Origin of the sequence: Kosakonia sp. MUSA4, from assembly GCF_013085925.1 — a bacterium.
Classification (GTDB): Bacteria; Pseudomonadota; Gammaproteobacteria; order Enterobacterales; family Enterobacteriaceae; genus Kosakonia; species Kosakonia sacchari_B.
This window is the reverse complement of the sequence record NZ_CP025697.1, coordinates 352,067-370,162: the sequence shown is the minus strand read 5'-3', so window position 1 is coordinate 370,162 and position 18,096 is coordinate 352,067. Positions and strand designations below refer to the sequence as shown.

Sequence of the window (18,096 nt, the reverse complement as noted above, 5' to 3'; positions counted from 1 at the left end):
TAGTCCCAAAAGTTGTAAAGCATTATAATTTCTTGATGCTTATTTATGAGTTTGATAGGGATTGTTAAAAAACCTTTAATTTGAGTTGTGAAGAGAGGGTGCTGATGTTAATGATGCTAAAAGAAGTTCTAAGTATCCCGGTAATATCAAGTATTATTCTTGCTATCTTGGCTGCGATTTCAAAAAAATATACTCATTTCAGTCGTCGTGATTTTTTTTCACGATCACCAGATGAACAAGTGAAAGCAATTAAGTGGCTTAGGCAGGAAACTGATCAAACTTTAGACCCATTAGCTAAAGCTGAACAACAGTTCCGTCTTCAATCATTTGGTCTTCATAGAGATAGGGATTTATCATGTAAGCTAATTGCATTTCATTCCAGTCAACCTCAATCGTATATCCCGGCGCTTAAATCGATATTACGCTGGCCTGGTCTGTATGATGTTGACAATGGAAAAATAACCCCTCACAGACATCAGTACTGGGCTATACCAGGTATGATGCTTTATTTATTATTGGTAATGGGTACAGAGATTGTAAAAAATTACTCAAAAAACGATTCCACTCAATTTATTATAACCTTAATAATTTCTTTTGTAGCGTTTACTATGTGGTGTTGGCTTGCATACTGCTCCCTGAGTATTTACACAATGAGTAAAAGATTAAATGAATACAATCCACTATTGAGTGCACATAAATCCTATCGTGACGATTTTAGCTCCATTCTTAACGATGAGCACTCTTGATTTTGGTGCTTTTCAAAGGAAAGATAATGCAATGTAATAAATAGCCATGATTTTTAATTTGTTATTTTAACGATTATTTATCGCAAACAAATGTATATTGCTCTTTATGCATAGATGCTTGCAAAGTCCACGTCTCGCCAAAAGCTTTCAGATACTTAGGGGTATAATTAATACTTTGAAATCCTAGCATCTTATACTGGCGGCGGGAAATTACAACTAGGGCGATCATTATAATTGCATTAAACAAAAGCCACTAAGTCATATTAAGAAATTTTTTTTCAGATTAACTGGCTACACTGTTCACTCTTGATAATTTTACTTTATTTTCAGGTAGATGAATGACGAACACATAGTGGAGAGTGAACAGTAAGCTCTTCATTTTTGGCGATTTAGGGTAAAGAAAGACCGGCAATCGCCGGTCTGGTTAGGTCATTTCGTTGCTGCCTCATTGCACTTCGGCAGCCAGTCGCTGTTGCTTTCCTCTTTCAGTGTCAGGTTGGTCTGCGTTCCCTGTTTAGTATGGCGCTTTTCGTAATTGAGTCCGTATTCTTTGAGCATCACCGGCAACCCAAGCCCAAACATTTTCAGACTTAGCACATTTTTGTACCCCTGAGCTTCCATATAGACCAGATAAGCATGATAGAGATAGTTGCGGGGCTGGCGGGGAACAATATTCGCATTTCCCATAAACATGCCGTTAGTCTGCGGCAATGCCTCCAGATAGCCGCAAAAATCAAAGGCCGGGTCGGCGTCGCGCTTGATGTTCAGCGCCTCGTCTGAGTTCTGCTGCGACTGAAGCAGCGTGCGGGCAGTCATCGGGTCGCTGAACCGCTGCATAAGCTGGCGCACAATGACAGCCAGCTCGCGGGCGATTTTATCCTTCAGGTGCGGGTCGCGCTCCTCCGGGGCAATCTGTTCCGGGAAATGCAGGATAACCCGGCGACGGGAGACACCGCCGCTACGGTCAGTGAAGCGCATCGGGTTATTGTTCACCGCCAGAATCACCGCCGGAATATGCGTGGAATAGGCGTCGCGGTATTTCGGGTCAACTGACACGGCATCGCCGCCGGTGATGGCCTTGAGCCCCGCACCGTCACCGCTCCATTTCTCCTGGTCAGGCAGACGGATGAGTGAGAAGCCAATCAGGGATGCACGCTTGCGCGGGTCTTCCAGTGTGTCGATATCGGCTGATGTGGCGTTATCTTCCCCGGCGAGCAGGGTCGCTATTTCGGCCAGAATGCTTTTCCCGCTTCCCCCTGGTCCCGTCACTTCGAGAAAAAGCTGCCAGTCGTAGCGGTTCGCCAGCACCATAAACAGCGCGGCGAGTATCACGTCGCGTTTGTCAGCGCGACCACCGGCGGCGCGGTCGAGCCAGTACCAGAAATGCGGGGCATGCGTTTCCAGCGTTTCGCCCGCCACCGGCGGGGTGAAATCCACCTCGCACAGGGTACGCAGCCAGTGAGATTTGTGGTGCGGGCTGAATGTGCCGCTGACGGTATCGAGCACGCCGTTACGAAAGCCAATCAGACGCCGTGCCGGAGCGCCCTGCTGCGGCACAATCAGTTTCAGGGTCTCCACCACCGACGCAATTCTCCCTGATGAGAACGGGGCGCGCAGGCGCTGGAAAAGTGCCGCCACATCGCGGGAGAAGTCAGCCGGGGAAATCACTTTCCACGCTCCGGCCTCATAACGGGAGAGAAGCTGCCCGTTTGCATCCACGGCCAGCGCTTCGCCGTAGTGCTCATGCACCCGCATCGCCTTCTCACTGGTGCTCATGGCGGTAAATTCCGCCTCGCTCATGATGTCGAACGGGCTCGCGACCGGTGGCTTAATGGCATCGTAAATCGCCCGGCGCGTGGCCTCCTCGCCTTTCTGCATAAACGCATCATTCCAGTCACCGAACACCGGCGGCAGGGCAACCACGCCGTTGCAGGCATCTGCGGCCGCAGCGGCTTTTGTCTGGCCGACACCGTTCAGGTCACGGTCAGCCGCGAGGACAATCTGACAGCCAGGATGCCGGTTGCGGGCAAGGCTCGCCAGAGAAAGGAGGTTCACGGACGACAGCGCCACCATCACGGTTTCGCCGGTCAGGTGATGCACGGTCAGCGCCGTGGCGTAACCTTCTGCTATCCACAGACGTTTTCCCGCCTGTTTCTGCCCTTCGATGGTGTGGCATGCCCCTTTCACCTGGCCGCCTTTCAGGGTTCGCTTGTCCCCGTCAGCGTTAATGAGCTGGAGGTTAACCAGCGCGCCGGCATCGTCATACAACGGGACAACCACATCCCTGGTGCGGTAGGTCACGCCACCGGTTTTATGCGTGGTGGTGAGCGTCAGGCATTCGAAGCCGGGGAAGCCCTTGCGGGTCAGGTAGGCGCTGCCGGTGGCCGGGCGGCTTTTTGCCAGCAGACTGGCCGCCAGCGCGGCGGCCTCCCTGCGGCTGGCTTCAGTTTCCGCATCAGCAGCAATCACATTCGGGGCAACCGACGGCAGGCTGCCGGTCACGGCGTTCACCCGGATGGCGGCTTCGCTGACCGTCACGCCCAGCGCCTTTTCAACCAGGCTCAGGCCGTCACCCGCGCCGCACTGGTTGCAGAACCATGTGCCGCGCCCCTCTTTATCGTCAAAGCGGAAGCGGTCACTCCCGCCACAGACCGGGCAGGCCTGATGCCGGTTTTTAATGACCTTCACCCCCAGCACCGGGAGAATGCGCGGCCAGTGGCCGCATGCCTGTTTCACGGTTTCCGTTACGTTCATTTTCATTGGTTTTTTCTACCTCAGTGCAGCACAGGCTTTTTGATATGGCGGGCGCAAAGTTCGTCCATGACGGCGAGCCCCAGAAAGGACAGTGACGGGGCGGCCTTAAGCGGCCCGGCTTCCATCAAATCTTCCAGCAGCGCGCAGGCAATCTGGCGGCCTTTTTCCTCGCCGTGCTGACGCAGATAAAACCCTTCCAGCTCGGCAGCGATGGCGCTTTCCAGCGCATCGAGGGTGAGGTATGGATAGCGGTGCTGGCGTTCGCACAGGGTCAGCCAGGCACAGGCGACCGCGCGGCGGTACAGCGCGGCACGTAATACGGGCGGTAATGGCTGTTTCATGCGCGTACCTCCTCAGTGAGCCAGCGCCGGTTGCAGCGTTCGACCACATCGTCAAGCCGGGCGGTCATCAGGTGAATGACGGAGGCGAGCTGTAAATGCTGTTCCGGTGACTGGCAGGCACCGGAAACATCCTGCGATATCAGCATATTCCCGACGAACTGGCCGACATTACGCAGGTGTTCAAGGTGCCGGAGGTCGGCGTGGGTGATGGTCAGGGTCATTTCTTTCATGCAGGTACCTCCGCAACCGGCAGACGGGCGGCAAAGAAGAGAACGTAATCGCGAACGAGGGAAAGGCGTGCGGCGTGTTCATCACCGGCCACGGTGCGGAGCATACGAATACGGGGTGTACGGTCTGCGCGGCGGACGGCGGCAAACACAAAGACAAACTGCGGGTATGACGGGGTGAGGATAGTAGCCATGATGGCAGCCTCCATTGAGTAGCGGTTATTGCCACCACCGGAGCTGCTAATCTCATGGGTGGTAGCCCGGACGGGGTTAGCAGTACCGGCCTCAATGGACACCGGCCAGCCCGAAGGCTGCCCCGCCCGGACCACCATTATCTGACAGGGGCCACGGTGTAAGCACCACAGCCCGCAAAATGGGTGTGTCTGAGCCACGACATAAAAAAACACGCCTGGCGCGTGTTGTGTCGCCATTGAGTTACACGGGCTGCTAATCCCGGCTGCCGATTTTGCGACAGCGGGAAAACTATACCTGGAAACACTGAAAAGAAGCAAGCCAGGAAAAGGCTGTTTTTGCAGACCGGACATCATCATGCGTCGCAGCCCCGGTTACGGTCGGAGATTCGCGCAGTCATCCAGGCAGTAATTTCACTGTGCAGCCAGGCGACGTTTTTTCCGCCGAGGGAAACCTGCTGCGGAAACATGTTGCGGCTGATGAGGTCGTAAATGGTCGAGCGGGACAGGCCGCATAAATGCATCACTTCCGGCAGGCGTAAAAAACGCTCCTGAATAACGTCAGAAACCGGCATTAACGGTGCGGCAGGGGCAGAAGACGGGGAAGAAAAAGCGGTGTGCATCGGGCTACCTCATAATGTCCATACAGTGCCGGTTGTGTCTTTCCGGCTTCGGGTAGCGCTCTATTTTGTGAATAAAAACGGACAATGCAACAGGGCAAAAGCGTGCTGATACGCCGGTAAAAATGCCTGAAAAACAGGCGGGTGTGGAATGGTGTCGAATACGATTGAATAGTGATGAGGTGGTTAAAAATAAGTCAGTTGAATTTACTTCTGCCTATTAAATTCTTTTTATTAACAGGGAGAAAAATTCAAAAAAAACATAAAGGGCCGGGAAGAGTTTAAACGCCGGGGTGAACAGTGGTGAACAGTCGGTGAACACTTAATTCCTCAACTGTTCACCCTTTAACTTACTGTATTACTTATTATTTTATTTCTCAGTGAACAGTGTGAAGAGTTAATTACAGAAAAACAAACAGAAAGAAGCTTTTTCCAGAGACCTCTTTCTGGCGAGCCGGTTTTTCAGCGGCTTTCTGTGCCATCCCGGCCACAACTGCAACCGGTCGTTTCGTTGTGCAGGGCGCGGCAGAATGAACTTACATTGACAACACAGAGAGCCCCGCCATGAAAACTGAACTTCTGACCTCCATCATGAAAACCATCGGCAGCACGCAGACCGGTGCTTCCCGCGCCGTCATCGAGGGTGCTGTTAATACTGTGCATAAAAAAGCCGCAGAGGATAACGCCACCGCCGTCAACCGTGCCCTGAAAACCTTTACAGAGGCAAAAGCCGCCCACACCGGCAGCATGATAAAACTGAACGACATCGGCGCAGCCATCACGCGCAGCGAAAAGGAACGTCAGAGCGCACTTGAGGAAAGCTCAGCAGCAGAGAAGAGCTGGCGCGAGCGTTTCCGCAGTCTGGGCGGTGCCATGACGCCGGAGCTCAAAGCCGGACACAGCAGACACATCGCCGGTCGTGAGCTGGCGGAGGAATTCACCGGCCTGATTGCTGAACTGGAAACGGACAAATCCCGCGCCATGCTGGAAGCGTGCACGACAGGTAAAACGTATGTCACTGAGCATGCACGGGCGTTTTCCGTCTGCGCACAGGCAGAGTGGGCAGAGGCCATGCGGGACATCAGCCCGGCACTGGTGCGGGCGTTCTGCCTGCGCCTGCGTGCGCTGGAGCTGAACGGTGCGACGCGCCCGGCGGATATTCTGGCTGAGGAGCTGCACATGCATGTTGCGGTGCAGGCACAATTTTATAACTTTGATATGGACAATGAGCCGGTCTTCTCACAACTCGGCATGCACCGCCCGCCGCTGACCGGCGTGGACATGGCGCTGTATAAAAGTCCGCTGAAGCGTTCGCAACTTGCCACGCAACTGGCCGAAAAGAGAAAGCAGGCGGAGGGCTGAGCCATGTTTCACTGCCCGTTCTGCAAACAGCCTGCGCACACGCGTACCAGCCGCTATCTGACAGAAAACCTCAAACAGCGCTATCACCAGTGCACCAGTATTGAATGCTCGGCCACGTTCCGCACCACCGAGACACTCGACGGCGTGATACGTAAACCGGCGATGCCGGAAAATGAGGTCTTGCAGGCAGATATTCAACAGCAATAACCTCCCCGAAAATCTCCCGATTTATGTGCGCCGGTACTGGCTACCGGCTGCACTCTCAGTACCCCGAAAAAATGCCAAAAAATCCCGTTATTTTTTCGAAAAATACCCTGCATGCATCAGGTGCATTTAACTGCATTTATTTCCCTGCCAGCCGGAACCCCGCCCGCGCCAGTCCCGGCGCGGCCTGAACCCGGTCATGCATCTGCATTTAAACCGCCCTGCAAAGCGGGCAGGCGAGGCGGGGAAAGCACTGCGCGCAAGCAGTAATGTGTGCTTTTATTTTCGCATCCTAAGCGTGGCCGATTCACGGCGCTCAATGGGCGGTGCGGTGTTATTCGAGGGCATAGCGGACTTCTGAGGCGGCCAAGTGAGGGATACGAACAAGTCAACATGAGGCAGTGGAAATCAGTCATTTTATGCGTCGAGGATGTGGCTTATGAAGCAGATCATCTCCCCCTTCCCACTCGTTCACAGAGCGAATCCAGTCCTGTCGTGGAATAACTTCGTCCACGCACCTGCATGAGTATTACCCACAGAGTGGGAAGGCGTGGCGGAGAGAGCATTCCGCTCTAAGATTTCTATTTAATATTCGAATTAAAACGTCCAAACTGAAGAGTCGTCACTATTTTTACTCCTCCTGTTAATAGCCGTATCATAGATCTCACAGGAAAAAAGAGTATTTAGTTAACATATTGATTTTTATGAAGACTAAAACAACAAAAAGGATCACATTAAGATCTGTTCATTTATTGATCTACTTAAGACAACTTGTTACTCTTACGAAAAAAGGAGATTAAAATGCATGCCTTAGCACCGTATCTTTTTCGCTGCTATAACCCTAATGCAGCAAAAGAACAACGTTACTCTGCCTTGAGTAATATCAAACAACATGATTTATTGGATATATTATATACCTTCATTGAACAGTATAATGATGGATACATTATTTCCGAACAAACCAAACAAGTTTTTCGTTTCAATGAAATTGTTCGTGACGATAGCAATCGTGAAATTTATGGATGGTTTGAGTCAGGATATTACGGAACAAAAACTGACATAATCAATATCGAAACTGGCGATGTTGATTTTGAAAAAACAAAGAACAATGCGGAAATAATAAGATATTATATACATTTCTATATTCCTCGAGATGTAAACGAAGGGATGGCTTTTTTGCATACATACAGAGGGGATGGTATCAAAACCCTTTTTATGAATTTATTTTCTGATTATTTTAAAAGAGTTACCAACCTTGTAATTCAAATGAATCCTCTTGCATATGATAAAGCGATCGAAAAATGGATGGATGCCATTGCTAAAGAGATAAAAGTAACCAAATTTCAGGGAATAAAAGATGTTGCTGAACAAGCGCGGAAACTAGGTCATAATGAACAAGAATTGGTAATAAAACCCCCCAGAAACTCAGGACTAGGAAGACTAAGGGACTATTTCACCAGAGATTCCGAACAATATCAATTAGTTGAAATACTAAAAGAATATGGAGAAACAGTTAAAACAGTTGTAGAACTAGGAGATGGTAGAAAAAGGACTTTTCGAATTGGAACAACAGCCAGAGGTGCTGTTTGTGAAATTATATTCGATGAAGAACAAGTTGTATTTAATGACGGGATGCCTGAAATCACATCGTTAAATAAGTTGGTTGATTCTATTATCAGCGAATACATTCAGTTATTATATCGCGGAGTTGATATAAGGAGAGCGCAATGAGTTCAAAAGTAAACATATGCGAAGTTCTTATAGGACACTTTAGAACCTTACGTGATGCTGACACGAAAAAAATAAGCATGTGGGATATATTCACTTTTGTTATCCTTCCTTTCATCGTTGCTGCCTCATTTTCTTTTTTTGGGAGTGGCATAACAAAGGATCTAATATCATTACTAGTAAACTTTAGCGCTATATTAACAGCATTGCTACTTAGTGTTCTTGTCTTAGTATATGATCAAGAATCAAAGATAAGACAAAGAAAAGATATTGATACTTTTTACGAATCTAAGAAATCACTATTAACTGAGCTTTACTACAATATTTGCTATTCTATATTGTGTGGTGTGTTATTAGTTGTATTATGTTTTATAGTTTCATTATACTCAGTTGATTCATATGGTTATTTCCATAGTTCAACTCACGAGTATTTTTTTGACAAAGCAAATATAACTTTAAAATTTAATGTATTAACTCACATATTGTGTCCATTAATTATATACGTATGCGTACACCTAATCTTAAATATTATTATGATAGTTAAAAGAATGCATGCTCTTTTAACACTTGATACGAGTTCCTAAACCTTACAAATCTAGTCGGCCCCGTTTATGCGGGTTGGCTAGATTAGACTAAGCTTTTTTTCAATCGACTAGCAAAATCATAGGGAGCAATCCCTTCATTTTTGTTGGAATCTAAATAATCAGCCCACCATTGCACCATTAGACGGCGCTCATCCAAATGCTCAGAGGTGTGAATGTAAGCTGCGCGCACATTATTACGCTCTGTATGGCTCAATTGACGTTCTATGGCATCATCACTCCATAATCCAGACTCTCCTAATGCGCCCCGTGCCATCGTCCTGAAACCATGCCCACAGACTTCAGTTTTCGTATCATAGCCCATGGCACGCAAAGCACTATTTACCGTGTTTTCACTCATCACCTTCGTTGCGTCGTGATCCCCCGGAAATAGAAGCTCTTTGTCACCGCTGATTTGCCTAAGCTGCTCTAGCAACCCTATCGCTTGCCGACTGAGGGGAACGATATGTTCCTCTTTCATCTTCATGCCACGGTAAGAGTAACGCACGCCTTTAATCTCTTCTCGTTTTGCTGGTATACGCCAAAGGGATTTATCGAAGTCGAATTCATCCCAACGTGCGAAGCGTAATTCGCTGGAGCGCACAAAAGTTAGCAATGAAAGTTCGACCGCGATACGTGTCATCACACGGCCACGATATGCAGTAAGACGAGCAAGAAACTCAGGGAACCGGCTTGAGGGTAGAGCTGGGTAATGCCGCACTTTGGTAGTTGATAACGCGCCAGCCATGTCACTGGCCGGGTTTGAGTCGATGTAATCATTCTGTACGGCATAGCGCATAATGGCCGTGACACGTTGTTGCAGGCGCTGCGCGACATCATGCTTACCGCTGGCATCAACTTTCTTGATCGGGGCAAGCAGGTGGCTGGTTTTAAGCTGCCGGATATCAGACGAGCCAATATAAGGAAAGATATACAGTTCAAGGTAACGAAGAACGCGCGATCGATGGTCTTCGCTCCAGCGCTTATTGCTCGCATGCCATTCGAGGGCGATGGTTTGAAAAGTATATGCCCCAGCGTTTTCGGCCTGGGCTTCCTTCTGTTCAGCTTTTGGGTCGATGCCCTGTACTAACAGCTTTTTAGCTTCATCGCGCTTTGTTCTAGCTTGAGCAAGCGTAACAGTAGGCCAGACACCAAAAGCAAGGCGATCCTCTTTTTTATCAGAGGGTCGTCGGTATTTCATGCGCCAGTATTTAGAGCCCTTGGCCGAAACCTCAAGATACAAACCGCCGCCATCGGCCATTTTGTAGGTTTTGTCTTTAGGCTTTGCGGTCTCTACCTGTCTGGCGTTGAGCTTCATTTTGGGGGCACATTTCTAATCGAAGTTAAGATGCCCCCAATTATGCCCCCAGTGCCCCCTGGATTTCAACGGACGGACTCGGACAATACCGGATACAAAAATCGCTGTAAGCCTTGATTTTAAAGGGTTTGGTGGACTTTCTCGGATGGTCTTGGAAGAGGTCTTGGTGCCGAAGGCCGGACTCGAACCGGCACGTATTTCTACGGTTGATTTTGAATCAACTGCGTCTACCGATTTCGCCACTTCGGCACTGAAGGGGATGCGGAAACGTGTGGGATTATACCTGCCGCTCGCGGCTATGCAAGCCACGATCTCGCGTTCAGCTGCTAAGTGATGAAAAAACCAGCGCTGCGTCAAGCTGTTGGCGCTCCCTTTTCCTGTCGCAGCGCGTTATCCGCTACATTAACCCGCCTTTCGAAATTCCCTGTCCTCTCTCTCATGTTATTTATCATCCTCACCCTGCTAATTATTTATAAAATAGCGAAACGGCCATTTTTAATATATGATATTTTATTAATCGGGTTATCTATTTCATCTTCGCTAATTTGCCATATCGGTTAAAAGACCTATGACAATTAGCCTGTTTCATTTTTTTCATTTCATTTAATACTCTGATGATTACCAGGCTCATTGACGAACGCTCTTACGTGGAGATGACGCATGCATGTACTCATGATTGACAAGCAGTCGATATTTATTGAAGGAATGGCATCAGTACTTTCGCACTTTATCCCTAATGTGAAGATTCGAGGGCTGAATAATCAGAATGAAATTAATGAAACACTAAATGAATTTCCGGCATCGTTAATTCTGTTGGATGGTGACGGAAATAAAACAGAAAGTCTTGAATTACTCGATACGCTGGCATTGCACCACCCCACTATTCCGGTGGTGATGCTGATGAATAAATGCCAGCCGACATTACTCAGGCAGTTTCTGCATCACCATGCGATTGCGTTTGTCAGACGCGATTCACCGCCGGAAACCATCGCACAGACGCTACGCACCGCGTCGCTGGGGATGCTCTGTTTCCCGCAGGAAAGCATCACGCTGCTGGATGGCGGACACGGCGCAATTGCACGGCTCAGCGAGCGCCAGCGCGAAATCCTCAAGCTGCTGGCTGCCGGGGAATCCAACAAGCAAATCAGCCGCCAGTTAAATATCAGCGCCGGTACGGTGAAAGCGCATCTGGAATCTATTTTCCGCCGTCTGAATGTGAATAACCGCACACAAGCCGCGATGATGTATTCGGACGAATAGTCCAGCCTGAATTTTTATTAACAGTTAATTGTTGCTACATTTCTCACTGAGCAAATAAAGGAGCACTATGCCCGTGCATAATGCTCCTGCCAGAGATATTTAACATCAACATTTACAGCAGCGCAGATACGCTGTGACTTTTATTTGGCGGGTGTTGTCTTGCGGGGCGCTCTGGAAGATGTCGCTTTTTTAACCATTGACGTTTTTTTACGTGCTGGTGTTTTTTTCGGCTTCTCATCTTTACGCATCGTGTGGCAAAAATAATAAATAGCAATCACGCCGACACCGACATCTTTTAATATCCAGAACGGTAGTTCTTGCGCCATTAACATGACATTGAACAGCAAATAGGGAAGATTGAGAAACCCCTGCACGGTAAACCCTAACGCGGTAATTAATAACCCAATGCGATACCAGATGGGGATATTGGGCATGCGGGAACTGAGGGCGCTGACAAAAATAATCACCGCAATCGCCCCATCCACCAGCGTGGCCGCCCAGAAAATGAGTTTCAACGTCATGATGGATCTCCCGATTTAGGGCGTCGTGGCGCGCGGCGGCGCGATGGCGAAACTTTTACGCCACGGGCGACGCGTTTTAGCTCGCCGGCAACCTGTAAAATATCGTGCCCTTCCCGACGGTTAAAAAAGTTAGCCAGCCAGGCAATCATCCCGACGCTGATCGCGCCGACAAAATAGCCAATACCCATCGCGATATCGCTATCTTTGAAGTTCATGCCCAGCCAGCGCGCAATAAAACCGCCCAGCGTGAAGGTCGTGCTGACGCTAATGGCACCGATAATCACCCCAGCCGCCAGCCGACCGTGCTGATGCAATTTTTTCGGTTGCCAGAAAAACGAAACGCTCAGCCCGCCAAATAACCCGGCGAGCGCGGCCAGCCCCTGACTTAACATCTGAATACCGTCAACCATGGCAATCTCCTCCTCAACAGGCGGCCTCAACGAATAGGATGAGGCCGCAAGACTGACTACTGGCAAGGAGGAAGCGTGACGGTTGTCGCGTCATTATCTGTAGTGAGATAACGCGTCGTGCTTTCCGGGCTGTAGATCAGATGTTTGTTACTGCGCAGACCGCGTACGCTATCGACATCGGCGCTGTACCATTTTCCTTTCCCCGGCGCAGGCTTACCGGTCCAGGGATCGCCGCCCAACACCTTCTTGTTCAGCGCCCAGATGCTCCACAGCGAATCTTCCGCCTTCCCGCTCCAGCCCAATTTGATCGCCTGTTCGCGGGTCACGTACTCAGCGGGCAGCACATCATCACGATTTAGCGTTTTGAGCAGAGCCGTCAGTTTCTTCTCATCCTGCACGGTCTTGTTGTTCTGTTTCGCCAGTTGCTGGTTGGCCGCTTGTACTACCGCGCTGCATTGCGGTAAGTCGGCATACGCCGGTACAGCGGTTAACACAGCCAGAAACAGTATCGACAGTGTGTATTTCATTGGAATCCCTCCAGTCAGTTCAGTTTACGGGTGCCATAAACAGCGCACGTTCCGCGTCGCGGCGACGGGTCAAGCCGGCGAGAATTTTGCCGCCGGCTTTATTCCAGCGCGGAAGCTGGTCCGCCGCCTCCTGATATTGCCCCTGGTTGAGCAGGCGCAGCAGCGTCGAGTTCTGCAAATTGCCCAGCCCGACGTTAAAGGCGAACGCCACCAGCGCATCGAACTGGTTCTGGTTGAGATCGACCATCACGAGACGATGCACCCCGCGCTCGGTCATCCCCAGATCCGCCCGCAACAAATCTTCCGCTTCCACCTTGCTTAACGCCTGCGGGAAATTTTCATGGGGCAAAATCAAATGGCCGTAGCCGATGGTCCATTTACCGACCGCATCGCGGTACTTCTCCAGGCTTAGCCCTTCAAAAGACTTAATTAACGTCAACCCGGCCGCGCCGGTATTTGCTGGTTGATTAGCCATTGTCATCACTCCTCACGTTAGATTGGGGAAGAACTTGTCGGGTGTACTCTTCAATCAGTCGCATCACGCTTTCCGGCGGTTCCAGCACGGTGAACTGCATTTCAATGTCCACATGCCCGCTGTCGCGACCGCTGCCTTCGCGGCTCGGCGGCGACATGCTGACGAGGAAACGGCCAACCGTGTCATCGGGCGTGCCGGAAACCGCGCTCTGCTGCTCAACGGCATCGGTCCGCACCGTCAAAAAGACCTTCATTTTGTCCAGCATCAGCCCGCGCGGCGTGGAGAGCGCCACCAGCGGCAAGGCAAAGTGATGTTGATCATCCAGCGCCATTTCGACGACTTTTGGCACCAGCCTCCCGTCATCGCTGTGCTCAAAAAAGGGGTCCAGCGCCTGCATGTATTGATGCGCGATAAGCTGGTTTGCCGCCGAGGCGGCGTGCTGCATCCCGCGCGTGATATCCGCCAGCGAGAGAGGTGCCCCAACCGGGCCGCCGGGTGGCGGGCTTTCCGGCGGCGGCGGATCGGGCGGGAGATCCGAAGAGGGAGGATCCGCAGGCGGCAACCCGCTGCTCTCTTCTGTCGGCGGATCGTCGGGCGACATTCCGACGCGCTCGTCCGGCGGAGCCGTAGGCTGCTCGCTCGCCTTCTCTTGCGTATTCCGGTTGCCGCGAAGCCAGTCTTTCATTGACATAGTGCGCTCCGTGAAAAATGAGGCTGCAACGCAGCCTCAGCGTGAACATCAGAATTAACGCGTTGCGTCAGCCGGGGCTTTTTCAGCGCCAGTAGACGTTTCGGGATAGGCATCAAGCTGTTTCGATTCCAGCTTTTGCGCCTCAGACGGCAGAACAGCCGGGCGTGTTGCGGCATCCGTCAGAAAATCAATCACGCGCATCAGCGCTTCCGGCGGCGGCTGACGTTTGACCTGGGTGTGGATGCTGTATTTCGCGCGGGTATCGGTGGAGCGGGTTTGCTGATCTTTATGCGAAACACGTCCGCTGATTTTGACGCTGAACGGTCCCCAGCCGACGGAGGCTTCCAGCGAGGCTTCCGCTTCGGTCTGGCTGCTGCTGGCTTCGCTCTGCGAGACTTCCAGTTCGAAGTCGATGGTCCCTTCTTCGATGCTGATGTTCGGGTGAGAGATGGCCGCCAGCAGCGGGATGCGCATGGTTTTTTTCACCACGCCCTGAATCACGCCTTTGTCGTCAACCACGGTTTCGTCGTAATCGAACTGCACCGACTCCGCTTTACCATCCTTAATACAGACAGAGAGCAGGAAGTCGGCGTAGGCCTTACTTGCCTGTACCTGTGCTTTGATCATTGCCTGCAACGGGCCGCCGATCATATGTTCCAGCGGTAGTGCATTAATGACCGATCCAATGAATTGTGAATCCATAATGCGTACTCCTGTGAGTTGTACAGAAACATCGTGTTGCGAATTCGCAGGACCCACACTACAGGCCGGGAAAGTCTGAAAATATTGGCTGGATGACGGGTTAAAGCAGGGAAAATGGCCCAGGACGGAAGGCATGGCTTTGGCGAAACGGGCGGTCAGACGCGCGACATTCTGCCGGGCAAGCGCCAGATGCCCTACACTTCATGCGTCCCCCTAAAAACCTAAGGAATCCGTAATGAGCATCATCAAAAATTACGTCGCGCCGCAGGCCGGCGCCGCGCTTGAATTACAGGAATACGATGCCGGCCCGCTGGCGGCAGAAGATGTGGAAGTACAGGTGGATTATTGCGGTATCTGCCATTCAGACTTGTCGATGATCGACAACGAATGGGGCTTCTCCCAGTACCCGCTGGTTGCCGGGCATGAAGTGATTGGCCGCGTGGTGGAGCTGGGTAGCGCCGCGCAAAACAAAGGATTAAAAGTGGGCCAGCGCGTGGGCATCGGCTGGACGGCGCGCAGCTGCGGGCACTGCGATGCCTGTATCGACGGCAACCATATTAACTGTCTGGAAGGCGCGGTGCCGACCATTCTGAATCGCGGCGGTTTTGCCGATAAGATCCGCGCCGACTGGCAGTGGGTGATTCCGCTGCCGGACAGCATCGATATCGAAACCGCCGGGCCGCTGCTGTGCGGGGGCATTACCGTGTTTAAACCGCTGCTGATGCACAACATCACCGCGACCAGCCGCGTCGGCGTGATTGGTATTGGCGGCCTCGGGCATATCGCCATCAAGCTGCTGCATGCCATGGGCTGTGAAGTGACGGCGTTCAGTTCAAATCCGGCGAAAGAAGCGGAAGTGCGGATTATGGGTGCCGACTATGTGGTGAACAGCCGCGATCCGGAGGCATTGAAAGCGCTGGCGGGTCAGTACGATCTGATCATCAACACCGTTAACGTTGATCTTAACTGGCAGCCTTATTTTGAAGCGCTGACCCACGGCGGCCATTTCCACACGGTGGGTGCCGTGCTGAAGCCGCTGGAAGTCCCGGCATTTACCCTGATCGCCGGTGACCGCAGCGTATCGGGTTCGGCAACCGGCACGCCGTTTGAGCTGCGCAAGCTGATGAAGTTTGCCGGACGCGCCAAAGTCGCGCCAACCACCGAGATGTTCCCGATGTCGCGAATCAATGAAGCCTTGCAGCACGTGCGCGACGGGAAAGCCCGCTACCGCGTGGTGTTAAAGGCAGATTTCCAGAACGGAGTGGAAGCGTAGCTTTGCCCGATCCACAAATTGATCGCGCAGGGGAGTGATAAGGGGGACACGGTAGTCCCCCTTTTCACGTTCACTAGAGGCGAGATTTCAGAAACCACAGAACGCCGATCAACGAAACCATTCCACAACATTGAAATAAATGCCGGATGGCGGCGGCACCGTATCCGGCCTACAGACGGGTTGCTCTGACATGTGGTGCCCAGGCACGGTAAGCGCCAGCGCCACCGGGCAATTTTGCCGGATGGCGGCTGCACCTTATCCGGCCTACAGGCGGGTTGCTCTGGCATGTGGTGCGTAGGCCCGGTAAGCGCCAGCGCCACCGGGCAATTGCGCCGGATGGCGGCTGCGCCTTATCCGGCCTACAGGTTGATTGCTCTGGCATGTGGTGCGTAGGCCCGGTAAGCGCCAGCGCCACCGGGCAATTTTGCCGGATGGCGGTTTCGCTCTATTTCGCGATAGCGGCAAACACTTCGGCAATCGCCACCGCGCCGGGATCGCTCACACCATCAAGGTTTTCACTGTTAACGTACGACGAGCGCCCGGCACCGGCTTTTTGCATGGTTGCCGTACTGGCAGCCCCACTTTTCGCCGCAGAGACGGCGGCATCCAGCCCGTTGTCACGCAACGCCTCCAGCGCCGGTTGCAGCGCATCGATCAGCGTACGATCGCCCAGATCCGCCCCGCCGTAGTGCTTCATCTGTTTTAGCCCCAGCAATAACGCCTCTGGCAGCGCTGTACCGCTGTGTATCGCCTGGCCTGCCGCAGTAAAGAAGATCGACATCAGTACGCCGCTGGAGCCGCCCATTACCGTTGCCAGCCGTTCGCCAATCAGTTGCAGCAACTGCGCGGTGTTATTCAGCGGCAGCGCGTCTTCTTCCAGCAGTCGGCCAATCTCACGCGCGCCTTCGGCGAAGGTCGAACCGGTATCGCCATCGCCCACTTTCGCATCCAGCGCGTTCAGGCGATTTTCCAGGCCGATCAACGTCTGCACCGCCGTGCCGACCAGCGCTTTTACCTGTGGATTGTCTGAAGGTTCAATCTCCAGCCCGTCATACACCGCATTGTGCTGCTGGGTTTTCATCGGCGCGAACGCCACCGGTTTTTGCCAGCCAACGGTTTGCGCATTCGCGCAAATCGCCTGCTCGAACGCGTCATTCAGGCGCAGCAACGACAGGGAAAAACCTTTCATATCCAGCGAACTGACCAGCGGCGCAGGGCCAATCAAATACGCAATTTGATCTTTCAACGCCGAATGCGCCAGCTCTTTGGTCAGCAGCGCCATCTCAAGCGCCGAAACGCCGCCAAGGTTGTTGATCAGCACGGCGACGCGATCGTCGCCCACCGCGGCTTTCAGCGGTTTCACCAGCGTATCGATAAGCGACTTGCTGTTCTGCGTATCGACAATCGAGGCGCCCGGCTCGCCGTGAATCCCCAGCCCCAGCTCGACCTTGCCGCGCTGAATACGCCCTTCCTCTTCGCTGCCCGGCAGGTTGCAGGTCTCCATCGCCAGCCCCAGGCTGTAGACGTTATCGCAGGCCTTTTGCGCGATGTCGCGCACTTCACTCAGCGATTTACCCTGATCGGCGGCATGGCCGGCAATCTTATGCACCAGCGCCGTTCCGGCGATGCCGCGCGGCTGTTTGTTATCCGGCAGGGCGATATCGTCGGCGACGATCACCATCTCGACTTTCAGGCCGTAGCGCTTGGCTTTTTCCGCCGCAAGGCCGAAGTTAAGGCGATCGCCGGTGTAGTTTTTAACAATCAACAGGCAGCCGCGATCGCCGGTCACCGCCACAATGGCGTTCAGCACCGCATCAACGCTGGGTGAAGCAAACACATCGCCGCAGACGGCGGCAGTCAGCATGCCTTTGCCGACAAAGCCAGCATGCGCCGGTTCATGACCGGAACCCCCGCCGGAAATCACCGCTACGCGGCTTTTATCCCAGTCCGCGCGGGCCACAATGCGAATGGCGGGATCAATATCGAGTCGGACAAGGTTGCCGTGCGGCGCGGAGATCACTAAGCCTTCAATGGCGTCATTGACCAGTTGTTTGCGGTCATTGAAAAAGAACCTGGACATAATTTCCCTAAATGTTGTGAATCGTTACTCAATCATAGCCCGAAGCACACCGGACGTGGCAAAGAACAGAATTTACTGAAAGCCG

General features: G+C 52.2%; 20 protein-coding genes and 1 tRNA gene. 7 read left to right on the top strand and 14 right to left on the bottom strand.

What is annotated here, in order from left to right:
* The first annotated feature begins 104 nt into the window (after positions 1–104).
* Positions 105–746 (top strand): hypothetical protein, encoded by a 642-nt coding sequence (locus tag C0557_RS01715; protein ID WP_208657272.1) that lies wholly within the window; start codon positions 105–107, stop codon positions 744–746.
* 429 nt (positions 747–1,175) lie between these two features.
* Here C0557_RS01715 and C0557_RS01710 read toward each other — a convergent pair whose 3' ends face one another.
* From C0557_RS01710 to C0557_RS01690, 5 genes are read right to left on the bottom strand one after another with little or no spacing between them, the layout of a single operon-like run.
* Positions 1,176–3,506, bottom strand: a complete 2,331-nt coding sequence (locus C0557_RS01710; protein WP_208657271.1) for a primase-helicase zinc-binding domain-containing protein — start codon at positions 3,504–3,506, stop codon at positions 1,176–1,178.
* Between the two features lie 14 nt (positions 3,507–3,520).
* Positions 3,521–3,841, bottom strand: a complete 321-nt coding sequence (locus tag C0557_RS01705) for a DUF5375 domain-containing protein (RefSeq protein WP_208657270.1) — start codon at positions 3,839–3,841, stop codon at positions 3,521–3,523.
* A complete protein-coding gene (locus C0557_RS01700) occupies positions 3,838–4,071 on the bottom strand; it encodes a hypothetical protein (RefSeq protein ID WP_208657269.1) in 234 nt (77 codons plus the stop codon). The genes C0557_RS01705 and C0557_RS01700 overlap by 4 nt, the downstream gene beginning before the upstream one ends.
* Positions 4,068–4,619 carry a host cell division inhibitor Icd-like protein gene (locus C0557_RS01695; protein WP_208657268.1) on the bottom strand — a complete coding sequence of 184 codons (552 nt, stop codon included), beginning with the start codon at positions 4,617–4,619 and terminating at the stop codon, positions 4,068–4,070. Before C0557_RS01695 ends, C0557_RS01700 begins: the two co-directional genes overlap by 4 nt.
* The gene (locus tag C0557_RS01690) at positions 4,616–4,882 is read right to left on the bottom strand and encodes an AlpA family transcriptional regulator (protein ID WP_208657267.1); all 267 of its coding nucleotides are present in this window, start codon (positions 4,880–4,882) and stop codon (positions 4,616–4,618) included. The genes C0557_RS01695 and C0557_RS01690 overlap by 4 nt, the downstream gene beginning before the upstream one ends.
* A 561-nt stretch (positions 4,883–5,443) precedes the next feature.
* Between C0557_RS01690 and C0557_RS01685 the strand changes: the two genes are divergently transcribed.
* From C0557_RS01685 to C0557_RS01675, 3 genes are all read left to right on the top strand, one after another.
* Positions 5,444–6,241 (top strand): capsid protein, encoded by a 798-nt coding sequence (locus C0557_RS01685; protein WP_208657266.1) that lies wholly within the window; start codon positions 5,444–5,446, stop codon positions 6,239–6,241.
* A 3-nt stretch (positions 6,242–6,244) separates the two neighbouring features.
* Positions 6,245–6,448 carry an ogr/Delta-like zinc finger family protein gene (locus C0557_RS01680; protein WP_161518662.1) on the top strand — a complete coding sequence of 68 codons (204 nt, stop codon included), beginning with the start codon at positions 6,245–6,247 and terminating at the stop codon, positions 6,446–6,448.
* Between the two features lie 798 nt (positions 6,449–7,246).
* Positions 7,247–8,176, top strand: a complete 930-nt coding sequence (locus tag C0557_RS01675; protein WP_208657265.1) for a hypothetical protein — start codon at positions 7,247–7,249, stop codon at positions 8,174–8,176.
* A 624-nt stretch (positions 8,177–8,800) separates the two neighbouring features.
* On the opposite strand, the gene C0557_RS01670 is transcribed toward C0557_RS01675, so the two are convergent.
* Complete coding sequence (locus C0557_RS01670) at positions 8,801–10,072, bottom strand: integrase arm-type DNA-binding domain-containing protein (protein WP_208657264.1); 1,272 nt, start codon at positions 10,070–10,072, stop codon at positions 8,801–8,803.
* Positions 10,073–10,236: 164 nt separating this feature from the next.
* Positions 10,237–10,321: transfer RNA gene (locus tag C0557_RS01665), tRNA-Leu, on the bottom strand.
* 411 nt (positions 10,322–10,732) lie between these two features.
* Here C0557_RS01665 and C0557_RS01660 point away from each other — a divergent pair.
* A complete protein-coding gene (locus tag C0557_RS01660) occupies positions 10,733–11,332 on the top strand; it encodes a response regulator transcription factor (protein ID WP_007372859.1) in 600 nt (199 codons plus the stop codon).
* Positions 11,333–11,472: 140 nt separating this feature from the next.
* On the opposite strand, the gene C0557_RS01655 is transcribed toward C0557_RS01660, so the two are convergent.
* Genes C0557_RS01655 through C0557_RS01630 form a run of 6 tightly spaced genes read right to left on the bottom strand, consistent with a single transcriptional unit; the run spans position 11,473 to position 14,658 of the window.
* Positions 11,473–11,853: a hypothetical protein gene (locus tag C0557_RS01655; protein WP_208657263.1), complete on the bottom strand. Its 381-nt coding sequence runs from the start codon at positions 11,851–11,853 to the stop codon at positions 11,473–11,475.
* The gene (locus tag C0557_RS01650) at positions 11,850–12,263 is read right to left on the bottom strand and encodes a hypothetical protein (protein ID WP_074774393.1); all 414 of its coding nucleotides are present in this window, start codon (positions 12,261–12,263) and stop codon (positions 11,850–11,852) included. The genes C0557_RS01655 and C0557_RS01650 overlap by 4 nt, the downstream gene beginning before the upstream one ends.
* Before the next feature lie 56 nt (positions 12,264–12,319).
* Entirely contained in the window at positions 12,320–12,790 is a 471-nt protein-coding gene (locus tag C0557_RS01645) for a ribonuclease (protein ID WP_208657262.1), read from the bottom strand.
* 19 nt (positions 12,791–12,809) lie between these two features.
* Positions 12,810–13,265 carry a lysozyme gene (locus C0557_RS01640; RefSeq protein ID WP_208657261.1) on the bottom strand — a complete coding sequence of 152 codons (456 nt, stop codon included), beginning with the start codon at positions 13,263–13,265 and terminating at the stop codon, positions 12,810–12,812.
* A complete protein-coding gene (locus C0557_RS01635) occupies positions 13,258–13,956 on the bottom strand; it encodes a DUF2589 domain-containing protein (RefSeq protein ID WP_208657260.1) in 699 nt (232 codons plus the stop codon). The genes C0557_RS01640 and C0557_RS01635 overlap by 8 nt, the downstream gene beginning before the upstream one ends.
* Before the next feature lie 54 nt (positions 13,957–14,010).
* Positions 14,011–14,658 carry a DUF2589 domain-containing protein gene (locus C0557_RS01630; protein ID WP_208657259.1) on the bottom strand — a complete coding sequence of 216 codons (648 nt, stop codon included), beginning with the start codon at positions 14,656–14,658 and terminating at the stop codon, positions 14,011–14,013.
* Positions 14,659–14,893: 235 nt separating this feature from the next.
* On the opposite strand from C0557_RS01630, the gene C0557_RS01625 reads away from it, so the two are divergent.
* Positions 14,894–15,931 (top strand): NAD(P)-dependent alcohol dehydrogenase, encoded by a 1,038-nt coding sequence (locus tag C0557_RS01625; RefSeq protein WP_074774381.1) that lies wholly within the window; start codon positions 14,894–14,896, stop codon positions 15,929–15,931.
* 192 nt (positions 15,932–16,123) lie between these two features.
* Positions 16,124–16,324, top strand: a complete 201-nt coding sequence (locus tag C0557_RS27255) for a hypothetical protein (protein WP_217273280.1) — start codon at positions 16,124–16,126, stop codon at positions 16,322–16,324.
* 52 nt (positions 16,325–16,376) lie between these two features.
* On the opposite strand, the gene C0557_RS01620 is transcribed toward C0557_RS27255, so the two are convergent.
* Positions 16,377–18,011 carry a dihydroxyacetone kinase subunit DhaK gene (locus C0557_RS01620; protein ID WP_208657258.1) on the bottom strand — a complete coding sequence of 545 codons (1,635 nt, stop codon included), beginning with the start codon at positions 18,009–18,011 and terminating at the stop codon, positions 16,377–16,379.
* Positions 18,012–18,096 lie beyond the last annotated feature (85 nt).

Coding starts and splice junctions, on each gene's coding strand:
- C0557_RS01675 (WP_208657265.1), top strand. CDS start 7,247: ATGCATGCCTTAGCACCGTATCTTTTTCGCTGCTATAACCCTAATGCA.
- C0557_RS01625 (WP_074774381.1), top strand. CDS start 14,894: ATGAGCATCATCAAAAATTACGTCGCGCCGCAGGCCGGCGCCGCGCTT.
- C0557_RS01645 (WP_208657262.1), bottom strand. CDS start 12,790: ATGAAATACACACTGTCGATACTGTTTCTGGCTGTGTTAACCGCTGTA.
- C0557_RS01620 (WP_208657258.1), bottom strand. CDS start 18,011: ATGTCCAGGTTCTTTTTCAATGACCGCAAACAACTGGTCAATGACGCC.
- C0557_RS01680 (WP_161518662.1), top strand. CDS start 6,245: ATGTTTCACTGCCCGTTCTGCAAACAGCCTGCGCACACGCGTACCAGC.
- C0557_RS01715 (WP_208657272.1), top strand. CDS start 105: ATGTTAATGATGCTAAAAGAAGTTCTAAGTATCCCGGTAATATCAAGT.
- C0557_RS01655 (WP_208657263.1), bottom strand. CDS start 11,853: ATGACGTTGAAACTCATTTTCTGGGCGGCCACGCTGGTGGATGGGGCG.
- C0557_RS01630 (WP_208657259.1), bottom strand. CDS start 14,658: ATGGATTCACAATTCATTGGATCGGTCATTAATGCACTACCGCTGGAA.
- C0557_RS01660 (WP_007372859.1), top strand. CDS start 10,733: ATGCATGTACTCATGATTGACAAGCAGTCGATATTTATTGAAGGAATG.
- C0557_RS01700 (WP_208657269.1), bottom strand. CDS start 4,071: ATGAAAGAAATGACCCTGACCATCACCCACGCCGACCTCCGGCACCTT.
- C0557_RS01685 (WP_208657266.1), top strand. CDS start 5,444: ATGAAAACTGAACTTCTGACCTCCATCATGAAAACCATCGGCAGCACG.
- C0557_RS01635 (WP_208657260.1), bottom strand. CDS start 13,956: ATGTCAATGAAAGACTGGCTTCGCGGCAACCGGAATACGCAAGAGAAG.
- C0557_RS01640 (WP_208657261.1), bottom strand. CDS start 13,265: ATGGCTAATCAACCAGCAAATACCGGCGCGGCCGGGTTGACGTTAATT.
- C0557_RS01695 (WP_208657268.1), bottom strand. CDS start 4,619: ATGATGATGTCCGGTCTGCAAAAACAGCCTTTTCCTGGCTTGCTTCTT.
- C0557_RS01705 (WP_208657270.1), bottom strand. CDS start 3,841: ATGAAACAGCCATTACCGCCCGTATTACGTGCCGCGCTGTACCGCCGC.
- C0557_RS01710 (WP_208657271.1), bottom strand. CDS start 3,506: ATGAAAATGAACGTAACGGAAACCGTGAAACAGGCATGCGGCCACTGG.
- C0557_RS01650 (WP_074774393.1), bottom strand. CDS start 12,263: ATGGTTGACGGTATTCAGATGTTAAGTCAGGGGCTGGCCGCGCTCGCC.
- C0557_RS01690 (WP_208657267.1), bottom strand. CDS start 4,882: ATGCACACCGCTTTTTCTTCCCCGTCTTCTGCCCCTGCCGCACCGTTA.
- C0557_RS01670 (WP_208657264.1), bottom strand. CDS start 10,072: ATGAAGCTCAACGCCAGACAGGTAGAGACCGCAAAGCCTAAAGACAAA.